Origin of the sequence: Rhodococcus sp. 06-1460-1B (genome assembly GCF_002258475.1) — a bacterium.
GTDB classification, from domain to species: domain Bacteria; phylum Actinomycetota; class Actinomycetes; order Mycobacteriales; family Mycobacteriaceae; genus Rhodococcoides; species Rhodococcoides fascians.
In genome coordinates this window covers 35,754-51,303 of record NZ_NOYS01000014.1, presented here as the reverse complement: position 1 = coordinate 51,303, position 15,550 = coordinate 35,754, and the positions used below count along the sequence as shown (strand labels likewise).

Sequence of the window (15,550 nt, the reverse complement as noted above, 5' to 3'; positions counted from 1 at the left end):
CGACGATGCGCGACGCCGCTCGTGCGGCGTCCACGATGGGTTGTGGAACGGCGTCGACCGTCTGCTCGTGCGAATGGGTCACACAGCTATTGTGCCAACCGGTGTTCGCTCACGCGCTACCGTGTGGGCATGAGCATCGACACCGATACCCGCACGCGGCGACGCTGGCCCCTGTGGACCGCAGCGGTCACCGCTGTGGTCGTGGTGGTGGCCGTCGGTGTTCTGTGGCTCGCCCCCAGTCGCTATCTACCGTGGGACACCGAATCGTTCCCCGAGGTGAACAGCGCCGAGTTGACCGTCGACCAGGCACGTGTGGTGGACCTGCTGCGAGTCGAGCACGAGAAGCAGCGTCCGGGAACCTTCTATGCAGAGGGCGTGGACGAGGCCTGGTGCGCCGACTTCGTCAGCTGGATCATGAAGGAAGCGGGCCTGCCGTTGTCGAATCCCAACTCGGGTTCGTGGCGCATTCCCGGCGTCTACACGCTGCAGGAGTACTACCAGCAACAGGGACGGTTCGAGACCGTCGGCAACTACACGCCGTCGGTGGGTGATGTGGTGTTGTACGACAACTCCAGTTGGGTCGGCCAACACACCAACGTCATCGTGGCTGTCGACGGCAGCGAGGCCGTCACCGTGGGCGGGAACGAAGCCGGCAAGATCAGGATTCACACTCTGAATTACGAATCCGACTCGGGTGTAGTCGGATTCGGCCGATTGGCATCCTGAGGGCCGTCATTGCGACGGGGTGCTGGAACGGTCGCCGAGTGATCGCGCCCCTCCGTCTCTCTTCGCTCTGTACAGCAACAGGTCTGCTCGGTCGAAACAGTCGTAGAGCGATTCCCCCGGACGCAATGTCGTGTAACCGGCGGAAAATGTCTGCTCGTCCGGGACGACGGCTGCGAGTTCGGTCAGCACGGTTGCCATCGTCGTCGACCCGGTATCGGGCATCGCGATGGCGAATTCCTCCCCGCCCCACCTGGCGACATACGCTCGCCCTGCAAGCAATTGCATTGCGGCAGTGGAGAACTGGACCAACAGGCGATCGCCGCGGCCATGTCCGTACTTGTCGTTGAACGACTTGAAGCGATCGAAATCGATCATCGCCATCGCCAGCGACACCTCGACTCCGCGCGGAGTCGTCAACTGAGACAACCGATCTCGCCATCCACGCCGATTGAGCAGCCCGGTCAAGGGATCGGTCAGCGCAGCCTCCCGTAGGTCGTCCTCCAACCGCCGCCGGTCGGTGACGTCGTGGACCACCGCCATGGTCCATCGTCGGCCGTCCGGGCCGGGGACCTCACTGGCCGACACCCAACCCCACCGCACTGTGCCGTCGGGATGCAGGTATCGCTTCTCGACGTGTACGGATTCACCACGGGCCTCGGCGTCGTCCATCATCTGTTCCATCGCCGCGTGTTGGCCCAGGTCGTCGGGGTGGGTGAATTCACGGGAGGATCGGCCCCACAGTAGGTCCCTGGGGCACCCCACGATGGCCGCATACGCCTCGTTCGCGAGTAACAGCAGCCCGTGTTCGTCGGCGAGTGCCATTCCCACCGTGCTGGCCTCGAACATCTCCCGATACCAGCCATCGGCGTCGACCATGATTGTCCGGTTCACTTCCTCGAACGGTGCGAGCCACATCGATTCACACGACACACCGACGATACGCCGTCGTGGGGGCCCGAACAGTATCCAGCGATCGGTCTTGACCTTGACGCTACGTCAACGTTCACACTGGACGCATGAGAATCGGATCCCTCGCCGATGCCGCCGGAACGACCCCGCGGACGGTGCGCCACTACCACCGACTCGGCTTGCTCTCCGAGCCTCGGCGGCTGTCCAACGGCTACCGCGAGTACACGATCGACGACGTCGTTCGGCTGATGCGAATCCGATGGTTGGCCGAGTGCGGAATGCCGCTGGGCGCGATAGCGGCAGTGCTCGACGGAAAAGCGACGGACGAGCCCGACGTGGTCGCGGACCTGCGAGCCTTGCTGGACGGCATCGAGACCGAGCAGACGGCATTGGCACACAAGCACAGTCGCTTGTCGGCGTTGCTCGACGACGCTGTCGAACGGCGTCCTCTGACCGCGCTCCCACGAGATGTTGCCGCAACGTTCGGGTCCTTGCTCGATGCAGCGGACGGACGGGACCGGCCCGCGCTGATCCGCGAACGCGATCTACTCGAAGTGATGGCAATTTCGGGCCGCGTCCCGGCGGCATTCTTCGAGACGATGTCCGCCGCGCTCGGCGATCACGACCTACGTCGGAGATACCTGGTGTTGCTACGACGCTTCGGTGCCCTCGAGGGCCGAAGCGTCGCCGAATCCGAGGACGACATCGACGCGTTGGCCGACGAGTTGGTGTCCGTACTCGATGTCGAGTCCTTCGCTCAGGTGCCCGAGTCCGCTGCGCTCGGGAGCGACTCGACCGGGTTGCTCGACATCGAGGACATCGTTCCCGACGCGGCCCAACGCGCCGTTGTCCTCCGCACCACAGCCCGCCTGCTCGACGGTGAGCATCCGGCAGGAACCTCACAGTGACCCCGGATCGGGGTGCCCAGGTCGGCAGATGGCACGCACTGCTGTTGTGGGCACGCGGCCGCCACGCTCCGATCGCGGCCGACTCTGCCGAGTTCACCGCGGTGCGCGGAACGGGTTCGATGCCGTTGATGTTCGGTGTGGCCTCGGTCGTCGAGATCGTCGTCGTGCATCTCCTGGTGCCGTGGCTGTGGCTCGATATCGTGCTCGGTGCGTTCTCGGTCGTATCGATCGTTCTGCTGGCGTCGGCCACAGCCGTCGGCCGGGTGCACCCCCATGTCCTCACACCCGAAGCACTCGTCCTGCGCACCTCCGGCGAGGTCGTCGCCACGGTGGAGAGATCGACGATCGTCTCGGCCCGACTCCATCGCCGGTTCGGCGTGGTGGCTCCCACTGTCCGCGACGACCGAGCCGTGTTACCGAACCAGGACGGCACGAACGTCGACATCACGTTGTCGACCCGCACCACATTCGTCGTACCCGCACCCCTACGTCGGTGGCGGGTCGAGGGCACCGCGACGTCCATCGGCTTGTACGTGGACGATCCCGTGGCCCTGGTCGCCGCGTTGTCCTCGGTTCTGGCCGACGGTGGGATGTGAACCCGAACTGCTGCAGGACCGGTGAGACCACGCTGTGAGAAACCGGCGACGAGCTGGGACCGGCACCGCAGTACGGACTCCGAGGAGTGCGTCACCGCGCGTACACGTATTGTTTGCTCAGAACGTCTTCTTGTTTGCGACGAACCTCGGCGTCTGCCGAGCAGCTTCCGAGACGAACACCACCGACCGTGACCGCCCGACCAGTGGTCGATCGACAGCCGGAGCCATTCCCCTTTCATGCAGGTACACCCGAGCGGCACCGATCACGAATCGGCAACCGATTCCGCGGCCCCGAGTTCGGTGTCGGCTCCCGTCGTGCCGCGACCGCCACAGCGCCAGGATCTGAACGGCCTGCGTGGTGTCGCCATCGCTCTGGTGGTCGTGTTCCACATCTGGATGGGTCGGGTGTCGGGCGGAGTCGATGTCTTCCTCACGCTGTCCGGCTTCTTCTTCACTGCGTCGTTGCTTCGATCGGCCGAGGCCGGTGCGAGCCTGAACCCGATCACCCGCATCGTTCGCGTGCTCCGCAGACTCGGACCGCCTCTGGCGCTCACCCTGTTGGCGGTAGCGGCCGCGTCGGTGTTCCTGCTACCGAGGACCCGCTGGGCCGACGTGGGCGACCAACTCGTCTCCGGCGTCTTCTTCTTCGTGAATTGGCAGTTGGCGACGACGGCCAACGACTACCTGGCGGCCGACCCTTCGGTGAGCCCGGTCCAGCACCTGTGGTCCGTCGCGGTGCAATTCCAGTTCTATCTGCTCGCGATTGCCGTCGTGTTCGGTCTGGCGTGGATTCTGCGGACGATGCGACCGGAAGGACCGCGAAGTCTGCGACCACAGACCTTCGCCGTGATCTTCGCCGTCATCGCGGTGTTGTCGTTCGTGTATGCAGCGGACGGTGCTCGACGCCATCAAGCGTGGAACTACTACGACACGGGCGCGCGACTCTGGGAGATCATGCTCGGTGCGGCGGTCGCGGCCACGTTCGCGGCATTTGCCGGCAGAAACACCGGGGCCGATGCCCGCGTGAGTCGGGTGGGATCGACCGCCCGGGGCGCGCTCGCCGCCGGGGCGATGTTCGTCATCGTCGTCTGTGGATTCGTGGTGGACGGCGTGACCGCGTTCCCCGGTCCCTTGGCGCTGATTCCGGTACTGGCCACTGTGGCGCTGATCGTCGCAGGCTCGAACACCGTGGTCGCCGCGACGTTGTCCAACCGGTTCTTCGCCTGGGTCGGCTCGATCGCGTTTCCGTTGTACCTGTGGCACTGGCCGCTGTTGATCTTCTACCTGTCGGCCACCGGCAGGTCCCACGCGGACATACCCGGCGGACTCGGCATCGTCGGTGCATCGGTCGCACTCGCGTGGCTCACCGTCCGCTTCGTGGAGCGTCCCACGCAGGCCGCCACATTCACTCCCGGCCGCATCGCAGTCACGGCCGTCGCCCTCGTTGCTGCCGTTGCGGTGACAGCCGGTTCGGTCGGCTGGAACGCCTACATCGAACGATCGATCTCGGCCGTGCAGGCCGACGAATCGGTCGACGAAGCCACGCACCCGGGGGCGCTGGAACTGACCGACGGCATTCGCGTCGAACCGGCCGAGATGACGCCTCCCCTGTACTCCGCTCCCGAGGATCTTCCCGTCACCACCCTCGAGGGCTGCATCGCGGATTTCGAGACTCGCGACGCTCTGTCCTGTACCTACGGCGACGTCGATGCGGCCCGAACGATCGTGCTGGCGGGGAGCTCACACGCCGAGCACTGGGTGACGGCTCTCGACAGTCTGGGGCGGCGGCACGGCTTCAAGGTGGTCACGTTCGTGAAGATGGGGTGCCCGCTCAGCCTGGACACGATGCCGATGCTCGGGCAGAACGAGTACCCGGATTGTCTGGACTGGACCCGGACCGTGCTCGACGACGTCGCATCGATGCAACCGGAGTACGTGTTCACCACGGCCACCCGGCCCCGCGACGACTTCCCCGGCGACTTCACCCCGCCCTGGTACGTCTCGGTCTGGCAGCAGTTGATCGCCGACGGTGTCGGCGTCCTCGGTATCAGGGACACCCCGTGGCTCGCGTATCGAGCCATCGACTGCCTGGCCGACGGCGGCTCGGCCACCTCGTGCGGCATCCCGCGAGACGAGGCGCTCGACTCGGTCAACCCCGCTCTGGCGTCCTCGTTCCAGCTGAGCGGATTCTCCGCCCTCGACCTCTCGGACGCGGTGTGCGACGACACCGTCTGTCGCGTCGAGCAGGGGAACGTACTGATCTATCGCGACGAGCATCATCTGACCGCCACCTACGTGCGAACCCTGACCACCGAGCTCGGCCGGCAGCTCGGATCTGCGACCGGCTGGTGGGCCGGACCGTGAGCGGAACGGCTCGCGCTCGGTAAGCCTGGTCCCACCGGTCACAGTAGGGTTGATCCATGCTGCACGACGCCTCCGACGACACGCCCGCCATCGCCGTATGGCCGGGATCCCCTTATCCACTGGGAGCGACCTACGACGGAGCAGGAACCAACTTCGCCTTGTTCTCCGAGGTCGCCGAGGCCGTGGACCTGTGCCTGATCGCCGAGGACGGTACCGAAACTCGTATTCGTTTCGAGGAGTCCGACGGCTATGTGTGGCACGCGTACCTGCCCACGGTGGTGCCGGGACAACGCTACGGCTACCGCGTCCACGGGCCGTGGGATCCGGCTGCCGGACATCGTTGTGATCCCAGCAAGTTGCTGGTCGATCCTTACGGAAAAGCATTCGAGGGGTCGTTCGACGGAGACCGATCGCTCTTCTCCTACAACATCGACATCCCGGCCGCCGAACCCGAGCCCGTGGAGTCCACGGACTCCGCAGGCGCGGATCCACTCGACGCCGACGGCGGGTTCGAGGACGCGGCCGACCTCGCCGATCCGGACGGCGAAATCGTCGACGAGGCCCCGATCGCCCACGACGACGAGCCGAACAACGATTTCCCTCAGCACGATTCGCTGGGGCACACGATGACCACCGTGGTCATCAACCCCTTCTTCGACTGGCAGGCCGACCGCGCACCGAAGAGGCCGTATCACGAGACGGTGATCTACGAGGCCCACGTCAAGGGCATGACGATCACCCATCCGGACATCCCCGAGGCCGAGCGCGGCACCTATGCCGGTCTGGCACATCCGGTGATCATCGACCATCTGCAGCACCTGGGCGTCACCGCGATCGAGCTGATGCCGGTGCACCAGTTCATGCAGGACCAGGTACTTCTGGACAAGGGACTGCGAAACTACTGGGGCTACAACACCTTCGGATTCCTCGCGCCTCATGCGGAGTATTCCTCGCATCAGTCGCCCGGTGCCGCGGTGACCGAATTCAAGGCGATGGTCCGTTCGTTCCACGCCGCCGGCATCGAGGTGATCCTCGACGTGGTCTACAACCACACCGCCGAGGGAAACCACATGGGCCCCACCATCAGCTTCCGCGGCATCGACAACGCGGCCTACTACCGACTGGTCGACGGCGATCTCGAGCACTACATGGACTACACCGGGACGGGCAACAGTCTCAATGCTCGACACCCACACACGCTGCAGCTCATCATGGACTCGCTGCGCTACTGGGTCACCGAGATGCACGTCGACGGATTCAGGTTCGACCTCGCATCCACCCTGGCCCGTGAACTGCACGACGTGGATCGGCTGAGCGCGTTCTTCGATCTGGTGCAACAGGACCCGGTCGTCAGCCAGGTGAAGCTGATCGCCGAGCCGTGGGATGTCGGCGAGGGCGGATACCAGGTGGGTAACTTCCCCGGTCTGTGGACCGAGTGGAACGGCAAGTACCGCGACACCGTTCGCGACTACTGGCGCGGTGAGCCCGCGACGCTGGGCGAGTTCGCGTCGCGCCTGACCGGATCCTCGGATCTCTACGAGGCGACGGGCCGTCGCCCCGGTGCCAGCATCAACTTCGTCATCGCGCACGACGGCTTCACCCTCAACGACCTGGTCTCGTACAACGACAAGCACAACGAGGCCAACGGCGAGGACAACAACGACGGCGAGAGCCACAACCGGTCGTGGAACTGCGGCGTCGAGGGTCCGACCGACGATCCCGAGATCCTCGATCTGCGGGCCCGCCAGATTCGCAACATCATGGCCACGCTGCTGCTCAGCCAAGGCACGCCGATGATCGCGCACGGCGACGAACTCGGCCGAACTCAGCAGGGCAACAACAACGTCTACTGCCAGGATTCGGAACTGGCGTGGATGGATTGGTCCCTGGCCGAGACCAACGCCGACCTGATCGAGTTCACCCGCAACGCAATTGCGCTGCGCAACGAGCACCCGGTGTTTCGCCGTCGCCGATTCTTCGAGGGCAGGCCCATCCGATCGGGCGAACAGGCACGTGACATCGCCTGGCTCACCCCCGCAGGCGAGGAGATGACTCCCGAGGACTGGGACAGCGGTTTCGGCAAATCGCTCACCGTGTTCCTCAACGGTGAGGGCATTCCCGAGCCGAATCAGCGCGGGGAGCGGGTGGTCGACGACTCGTTCCTGTTGTGCTTCAACGCACATCACGAGACGATCGAATTCGTCACCCCGGACGGAAACTACGCCAAGGAATGGACGGTCGCCCTCGATACGGCAGCGCGCACGGGAGCGGGTGAGAAATCGATCGAAGCGGGTACACCGGTGGAGGTCACCGCTCGATCCCTACTCGTTCTACGAAAGACTGCCTGACTCATGCCGCTGCCCACCAGCACATACCGGTTACAACTGCGGGGCGATGCCTTCACCCTGGCCGACGCCTCGGACGTGGTCGACTACCTGCACGACCTCGGAGTGAGCCATCTCTATCTCTCGCCGATACTGACCGCGACCGACGGTTCGACGCACGGGTACGACGTCACCGACACCTCGACCGTCTCCGCCGCCCTCGGCGGGCGAGATGCATTGACTCGCTTGCACTCTCGGGCTGCCGAGGTGGGCATGGGGATCATCGTCGACATCGTTCCCAACCACGTCGGGGTGGAGGATCCACGACAGAACGCGTGGTGGTGGGACGTTCTGCGGCGCGGTCGTGACTCGGAGTTCGCCACCTACTTCGACATCGACTTCGCAGCCGACAACGGAGTGGACGGCAAGATCGCCATCCCCGTGCTCGGCAGCGCGAGCGATGTCGCCGAGCTCACCGTCGACCGCTCCGAGGACGAGCCTCTGCTGGCGTTCTACGAGCACCGCTTCCCCATCGCCGACGGTACCGACGGCGACGACGCCCAGGCCGTGCACGACCGTCAGGCCTACCGCCTCGTCAGTTGGTCCGCCGGGCTGATCGGCTACCGGCGCTTCTTCTCGGTGAACGGCCTGGCCGGTGTCCGGCAGGAAGACCTCGACGTCTTCACCGACTCGCATCGCCAGGTGGCGAGCTGGATCGAGGACGGGCTGATCGACGGTTTGCGCGTCGATCACCCCGACGGCTTGGCCGATCCTGCCGGATATCTGACCGAACTACGCGGGCTGCTCGGTCCCGACCGCTGGCTGGTGATCGAGAAGATCCTGGCCGACGGCGAACCGTTGGACGAGTCGCTGCCCGTCGACGGCACGACAGGGTACGACGCGTTGGCGGCCGTGGGCGGGATATTCGTCGACCCGGAAGGGGCGCCGGCACTGACCGCGCTGTCCCAGGTGCGCTCCGGCATCGCCTACGACGACGAGACGTTGCACGAGACAGAACTCGATCTCAAGACCGCTGTCGCGCGCGGCGACCTGTCCCCCGAGGTGCGACGCCTCGCCCGCGCCGTGGTTCGTGAATCGGGTACCTCCATCGAGCTCGAATCGGTGATCGACGCCATTGTTGCCGTTGTTGCCGCAGTTCCGGTGTACCGCACCGACTACGCGCCGCTGGCCGGTGTGCTTCCGGGTGTCGTCGCCGCCATCGGTGAAGAGCAGCCGGAATTGGCCGGCGGTCTCGACGCTCTGACAACCGCCCTGATCGCCGGTACCGAATCCCCCGTACGTTTCGATCAGGTGTGCGGTGCCGTCACGGCCAAGGGCGTCGAGGACTGCCTGTTCTACCGCGCCAACCGGTTGATCTCGCTGCAGGAGGTCGGCGGCGATCCCGCGCGGTTCGGTTGCAGCCCAGCGTACTTCCATCTGAAGAACGCCGACCGCGCGAAGCGCTGGCCCGCCGCGATGACGACACTGTCCACACACGACACCAAACGCGGTGAGGACGTCCGGGCTCGTATCGGCGTGCTCTCGCAGACGCCGGAGCTGTGGGCCCGGTCGATCGCCGATTGGGAGGAGCTGACCCCGAGTCCCGACGGCACCACAGGGATGTTCTTGTGGCAGAACGTCTTCGGTGTCTGGCCGGTCGACGGGGTGATCACGTCGACCCTGCGGGAACGGCTACACGCCTACGCCGAGAAGGCCATTCGCGAGGCCGCTCTCCGTACCACGTGGACCGATCCGGACGAAGATTTCGAGACTGCCGTTCACAATTGGCTCGACGCAATTCTCGACGGTCCGGTGGCACGTTCGATGACTATGCTCGTCGAAAAGCTCTCGCCCCATGGACACTCCGATGCACTCGGGCAGAAGTTGCTCACACTCGTCGGTCCCGGAATCCCGGATGTGTATCAGGGCACCGAGCTGTGGGAGGACTCGCTCGTCGACCCCGACAACCGCAGACCCGTCGATTACTCGGTACGCCGGTCCGTTCTGGCCGGACTGAACGGATCCGCGCCGTCGGTCGATACCGGTGCTGCGAAGCTGGCCGTGGTTCGTTCCGCGCTGACGGTACGACGCGAACGGCCTGCGAGCTTCGTCGGCGGTAGTTACACGCCGATCGTCGCGGACGGGACCGCGGCCGAGCATGTCGTCGGATTTGCCCGAGGTCCGTTGCCCGGCAACTCCGATGTGGTTGCGCTGGCCACGAGGCTGTCCCTCGGTGTGGCCGAGGCAGGGTGGGGCGAGACATCCGTGACACTGCCCGACGGTCGGTGGCGCGACCGCATCACCGACGTCGAACATAGCGGGACCGTTGCGGTCGCCGAGCTGTTCGCCTCCCTGCCGGTTGCACTTCTGGTGCGCGACAACGAAGGAGAGTCAGCACGATGACATCCTCGACCACTACATCCCCGGCCACGACATCTTCGTCCACGACCCGTGAATTCGCAGTGTGGGCACCGACCCCGGAACGAGTACGGCTGCAACTGGACGACTCGGTCCACGACATGGAGCAATCCTCGGACGGCTGGTGGCGAGCAGAGGTGGCCCCCGCCGCGGACAGTCGCTACGGATTCCTCCTCGACGACGCCGAGAAGGCGCTGCCGGATCCACGCTCGCCTCGGCAACCCGACGGTGTGCACGAATTGTCCCAGGTGTTCGAGGTCGATCCGTCGTTGTGGACCGATTCCGCATGGACCGGTCGTCAACTCCCCGGATCGTCGATCTACGAACTCCACATCGGCACCTTCACTCGCGAGGGAACGTTCGACGCGGCGATCGACAAGCTCGATCACCTCGTCGACCTCGGCGTGTCCTTCGTCGAGATCATGCCGGTCAACGGATTCAACGGCGTGCACAACTGGGGCTACGACGGCGTCCTCTGGTACACCGTGCACGAGGCCTACGGTGGCCCGGAAGGGTTGCAGCGCTTGGTCGATGCATGCCACGGCCGCGGGATCGGTGTGGTTCTCGACGTCGTCTACAACCATCTCGGCCCGTCCGGCAACTACCTGAAACGCTTCGGTCCCTACATGACCGAAGGGGCCAACAGCTGGGGCCAGGCGATCAACTATGCCGATGCAGACTCGGGCGAGGTGCGGCGATACGCCCTGGACAACGCGTTGCGCTGGTTCTCCGAGTTCCACATCGACGCGTTGCGTCTCGACGCGGTGCACGCCATCGTCGACCACACCGCTGTGCATCTCCTCGAGCAGCTCTCGATCGAAACGCGCACCCTGTCAGCGCATCTCGGCCGTCCACTGACCCTGATCGCCGAGAGCGACCTCAACGATCCTTCGCTGATCACGGCACGGTCGGGTGGCGGCTACGGACTCGACGCACAGTGGGACGACGACATTCACCACGCGATCCATGCTGCGGTCTCCGGCGAACGGCAGGGCTACTACGGTGACTTCGGGTCGTTGCAGGGCCTGGCGAACACGGTCCGGCAGGGCTTCTTTCATGCCGGAACGTACTCCAGCTTCCGCGGCCGAATCCACGGGCGACCATTGGACACCCGCCGCATTCCCGCCAGCTCTCTGGTGGCCTACACGACCACCCATGATCAGGTCGGCAACCGTGCGATCGGAGATCGCCCCGGCTTCTACCTCTCCCCCGGGCAGCTCGCGATCAAGGCAGCTCTGGTACTCACCTCGCCCTACACTCCGATGCTGTTCATGGGCGAGGAATGGGGAGCGTCGACTCCGTTCCAGTTCTTCACCTCGCACCCCGAACCCGAGCTCGGCAAGGCCACGGCGGAAGGACGCAAAGCCGAGTTCGCCGAACACGGGTGGGACAAGAGCGACATCCCCGACCCACAGGATCCCGAGACGTTCACACGATCGAAATTGAATTGGTCGGAACTGGGCGACGGCGACCATGCCCGACTGTTGGCCGTCTATCGAGACCTACTGGCCCTGCGCCGCGAGCGGACCGAACTGACCGACCCGTGGCTCGATCACGTGAAGGTCGAGTACGACGAGGACGCCCAGTGGATCGCGATTCGCCGCGGCCGCGTCAGCGTGGTGTGCAATCTGTCCGAGTCCGCGGTGACGGTGCCGGTCGGCGGCTCCACACTGCTCGAGTGGGAGCCGACGACCTCGAACGACACCGGGTCTGCCACCACGGTTCCCGGTCACTCCTTCGCGGTGCTCGAATCCTGACGAACCCGTAGGTTCACCAGCACGAACACGGCGGTGACCGCGAGGACCACCGCGGTGGCGACGGCCGCAACGTGCATGCCCGAGACGAACGCGGCATGCGCGGAGTCCAGGAGGACCGTCGCCACCGAGTCCGGTAGTTCACGGGCCACCGCATCTGCGCCGCCGAGCGTTTCGGCTGCTCTGGCACCGAGCTCGGGTGTGAGCTGCGAGGTGTCGATCCCGCGTCGGAAGATGGCCATGACGACCGTGCCGAGGATCGCCACTCCCAGCGCGATGCCCAGCTCGTACGCGGTTTCCGACACCGCGGACGCAGCCCCGGCTCGTTCGGGTTCGACGGCGCTGACCACGAGGTCGGACGTCAGAGTGAGCGCGAAGCCGACGCCTGCACCCACCAGGACGAATCCGGCGATGAACAACGCCGGGCTGGTGTCGGTACCGAGACCGACCAGGATGCCCGCGCCCGCAGCGGCAGCAATCATGCCTGCGCCGAGGACCGTGCCTGCGGTGAAGTACCGAACCAGAACCGCAGCGAGCAATGAGGTCACGATGCTGGCGGCCGTGCCCGGCAGCAACAGCAGTCCGGCTTCGAGCGGGCTGTTGCCCAGGACGAGCTGCAGGTACTGCGAACCGAAGAACAGCACGCCGGCGAGTGCGAACACGGACAGGAAGTTCGTCGCCACACCCGTCGAGAAGGCACGGTTGGCGAACAGCCGGATGTCGATCATCGGGGCGTCGAGAATTCGCTGCCGCCGCACGAACACCACACCGGCGATCATGCCGACGACGGCGGAGACCACGTAGGCCGGGTGTAGGCCGTGCGCTGCGATCTCCTTGACCGCGAACACGATCGGAACGATAGCGAGCATCGACAACGCCGAGCTGGGGAGGTCGAAACGGCCCGGGTTCGGATCCTTGGACTCGGGAATCACCAACGGCCCCAGCGCGATCAGCGCGATCATGACGGGAATGTTGATGAGAAACACCGAGCCCCACCAGAAGTGCTCGAGCAACCAGCCGCCCACGAGCGGACCGGCGGCCGCGCCGCCGCCCGCCATGGCGCCCCAGACGCCGATAGCCGTCACCCGTTGGCGCGGATCGAGGAAGATCGTGCGAATCAAGCCGAGAGTGGCGGGCATCAAGGTCGCGCCGGAGATACCCTGCAGAACTCGCGCCGCGATGAGCATCTCCGGGCTGGTCGAGACAGCCGCAACGAGAGAGGCGATTCCGAAGCCCGCGGCTCCGATCAGCAGTAGGCGACGCCGACCGATCCGGTCACCGAGCGTGCCCATCGTGATGAGCAAGCCGGCCAGTACGAACGAGTACACGTCGATGATCCACAGCAGCTGATTGCTCGACGGTGCCAGATCGGCGCTGATGAACGGCAGGGCGAGGTCGAGCACGGTCCCGTCGACCGCGATGAGAAGGACGGCAAACGCGAGCACCACCAACCCGAACCAGTCGCGCGCGGTGGCTCTGGAGGCCGATCCGCCGTCGATCTCGTGCACCGCACCGGTCCGCACGTCGCTCACCATGACTCCATTTCGCCCGCCCGGTCCGCGACCGGGCACATCTTCGACACCAACCGTCCAGCCGGTACAGCTCCGAAGACTACCTCGAACCGTCCAGCCGGTAAAGTGAGTTCCATGTCATCTGACACACGCGACCGAATTCTGGACTCGCTCGAGACATTGCTTCTCGAACAAGGAATGACCAAAGTGACCCTGGACAGCGTCGCTGCCGCCGCCGGGGTATCGAAGGGCGGCTTGCTGTACCACTTCAAGACCAAGGACGCGCTGGTCGCTGCCATGGTCCGACGACTCGCCGTTCAGGCCGATCAGCAGAGAGCCGACGCCGGCGCAGGTGGCACCTCCGTAGCGGAGTGGTATCTGCAACCACCCGATTGCATTTCGGAGAAGGAAATCGCGCTCTACCGCTCCACGCTGGCGGCACTGCGCAGCGTCGACGGCAACTCCGGTGAGGTGCAAGACGCCGTCACGGACATGATGCAGCAGTGGGACGAGGGCTTACGTACCGAGATCGACGATCCGGTGCAGGCCGAGATCATCCGACTCGTCGGCGACGGGATATACCTCGGAGCCGTCCTCGACCTGCCCGCCGTCGACCCCGAACTGCACAAGCAGGTGGTCGACCGCCTGCTGGGTCGGTGACTCAGGTCAAGTAGCGGTAGACGGGCGAACCCGGCTCCAGCTGCTCCACCTGAAGGTGCGAGGACCGCATACGTTCGAGGAGGGCCGAAAGGCCGTGCGCCGCACCGAGTTGAATGCCGACGAGCGCGGCACCGGTCTCCCGGTTGTTTCGCTTGACGTACTCGAACAAGGTGATGTCGTCCTCGGGCCCGAGTACCTCGTCGAGAAAGCGACGCAGTGCGCCAGGCTCCTGCGGAAAGTCCACGAGGAAGTAGTGCTTGAGGCCGAGGTGGACGAGCGATCGTTCGAGAATCTCGCCGTACCGTGAGACGTCGTTGTTTCCCCCGGACACCAGGCACACGACGGTGCTTCCCGGTGCGATGTCGAGATGCTCGAGCGCGGCGACCGCCAACGCGCCTGCAGGCTCGGCGATGACCCCTTCGTTCTGGTACAGCTCGAGCATTGCGGTACAGACCGCGCCCTCGTCGATCTGGGTGATCAGGAACGCACCGGGGCCGGAGCTTTCGAACACCGGCGCGGTGATCAGGGGCAACGATGCATGGGACACCACCGACGCGCCCAACGACTGCAGCGCCGCGTACGGAACATCGCCGATGCGCCGGACCGCAGCCCCGTCGACGAACGGATCGATCTCGGAGAGCGTCACCGGCTCACCGGCGATCAACGCAGCGGTCATCGACGCAGCACCGGATGGTTCGACGCCGACCAACGATGTCTGCGGAGCGCGCTCACGCAGGTAGCTCGAGATACCCGCGATGCAGCCGCCCCCGCCGACGGGCATCACCACCACATCGGGTGCGCCACCGAGCTGATCGACGATTTCCTTGGCGATCGTCCCTTGGCCCGCCACCGTTCGTGGATCGTCGAACGGCGGGACCATGGTGGCACCGGTACGGGCCACGTCCGCGGCGGCCGCCGCAGCTGCCGCGTCGAACGTGTCGCCGATGACGATGAGCTCCACGAAGTCGCCTCCGTGCACCCTGATTCGGTCACGCTTCTGCTTGGGGGTGTTGGCCGGCACGTAGATCCGACCTCGCACCTGCATGGACCGACAGGCGAATGCCACCCCCTGCGCGTGGTTACCGGCACTCGCCGTGACCACGCCGACGCTGCGCTCGGCCTCGGTCAGCTGATCCATCAGGTTGTAGGCACCGCGGATCTTGTACGAGCGGACGATCTGCAGGTCTTCCCGTTTGAGGTAGACCGTCGCTCCGGTCTCTGCCGACAGGCGCTCGCACAACTGCAGGGGTGTCGCGGCGACCACCGAGGAAATTCGCATCGCAGCTGCATCGATGTCGGCCGCGGTGACGGCTACCGACGAGGGGTGCTGGGAGGCGAGCTCAGGTGATGAAGACACCAGCACATGCTGCCACCAGCGTG

General features: G+C 65.4%; 11 protein-coding genes. 8 read left to right on the top strand and 3 right to left on the bottom strand.

Going from position 1 to position 15,550, the window contains the following annotated elements:
* Nucleotides 1-129 precede the first annotated feature (129 nt).
* On the top strand, nucleotides 130-726 hold the full coding sequence (locus CH268_RS05220; protein ID WP_027497315.1) for a CHAP domain-containing protein: 597 nt from the start codon (nucleotides 130-132) through the stop codon (nucleotides 724-726).
* A gap of 6 nt (nucleotides 727-732) precedes the next feature.
* Here CH268_RS05220 and CH268_RS05215 read toward each other — a convergent pair whose 3' ends face one another.
* Nucleotides 733-1,641 carry a sensor domain-containing diguanylate cyclase gene (locus CH268_RS05215; protein ID WP_094644257.1) on the bottom strand — a complete coding sequence of 303 codons (909 nt, stop codon included), beginning with the start codon at nucleotides 1,639-1,641 and terminating at the stop codon, nucleotides 733-735.
* Between the two features lie 101 nt (nucleotides 1,642-1,742).
* Here CH268_RS05215 and CH268_RS05210 point away from each other — a divergent pair, with 101 nt between their 5' ends.
* From CH268_RS05210 to treZ, 6 genes are all read left to right on the top strand, one after another.
* A complete protein-coding gene (locus tag CH268_RS05210) occupies nucleotides 1,743-2,543 on the top strand; it encodes a MerR family transcriptional regulator (RefSeq protein ID WP_094662767.1) in 801 nt (266 codons plus the stop codon).
* Nucleotides 2,540-3,139, top strand: coding sequence for a hypothetical protein (locus tag CH268_RS05205; RefSeq protein ID WP_094662765.1), 600 nt, complete (start codon nucleotides 2,540-2,542; stop codon nucleotides 3,137-3,139). The genes CH268_RS05210 and CH268_RS05205 overlap by 4 nt, the downstream gene beginning before the upstream one ends.
* Nucleotides 3,140-3,376: 237 nt before the next feature.
* Complete coding sequence (locus tag CH268_RS05200; protein WP_094662762.1) at nucleotides 3,377-5,503, top strand: acyltransferase family protein; 2,127 nt, start codon at nucleotides 3,377-3,379, stop codon at nucleotides 5,501-5,503.
* A 56-nt stretch (nucleotides 5,504-5,559) separates the two neighbouring features.
* Nucleotides 5,560-7,851 (top strand): glycogen debranching protein GlgX, encoded by a 2,292-nt coding sequence (gene glgX, locus CH268_RS05195; RefSeq protein ID WP_094662760.1) that lies wholly within the window; start codon nucleotides 5,560-5,562, stop codon nucleotides 7,849-7,851.
* Between the two features lie 3 nt (nucleotides 7,852-7,854).
* Nucleotides 7,855-10,230 carry a malto-oligosyltrehalose synthase gene (gene treY / locus CH268_RS05190; RefSeq protein WP_094662758.1) on the top strand — a complete coding sequence of 792 codons (2,376 nt, stop codon included), beginning with the start codon at nucleotides 7,855-7,857 and terminating at the stop codon, nucleotides 10,228-10,230.
* Nucleotides 10,227-12,002, top strand: coding sequence for a malto-oligosyltrehalose trehalohydrolase (gene treZ, locus CH268_RS05185; RefSeq protein ID WP_176457848.1), 1,776 nt, complete (start codon nucleotides 10,227-10,229; stop codon nucleotides 12,000-12,002). Before treY ends, treZ begins: the two co-directional genes overlap by 4 nt.
* Here the strand turns inward: treZ and CH268_RS05180 are convergent.
* Nucleotides 11,975-13,531 carry an MFS transporter gene (locus CH268_RS05180; protein WP_255182302.1) on the bottom strand — a complete coding sequence of 519 codons (1,557 nt, stop codon included), beginning with the start codon at nucleotides 13,529-13,531 and terminating at the stop codon, nucleotides 11,975-11,977. The genes treZ and CH268_RS05180 overlap by 28 nt on opposite strands.
* A 114-nt stretch (nucleotides 13,532-13,645) precedes the next feature.
* Between CH268_RS05180 and CH268_RS05175 the strand changes: the two genes are divergently transcribed.
* Nucleotides 13,646-14,170, top strand: a complete 525-nt coding sequence (locus CH268_RS05175) for a TetR/AcrR family transcriptional regulator (protein WP_032391018.1) — start codon at nucleotides 13,646-13,648, stop codon at nucleotides 14,168-14,170.
* Between the two features lies 1 nt (nucleotide 14,171).
* Here the strand turns inward: CH268_RS05175 and ilvA are convergent, their stop codons facing one another.
* Nucleotides 14,172-15,527, bottom strand: a complete 1,356-nt coding sequence (ilvA, locus tag CH268_RS05170) for a threonine ammonia-lyase IlvA (protein ID WP_094662852.1) — start codon at nucleotides 15,525-15,527, stop codon at nucleotides 14,172-14,174.
* Nucleotides 15,528-15,550: the final 23 nt, after the last annotated feature.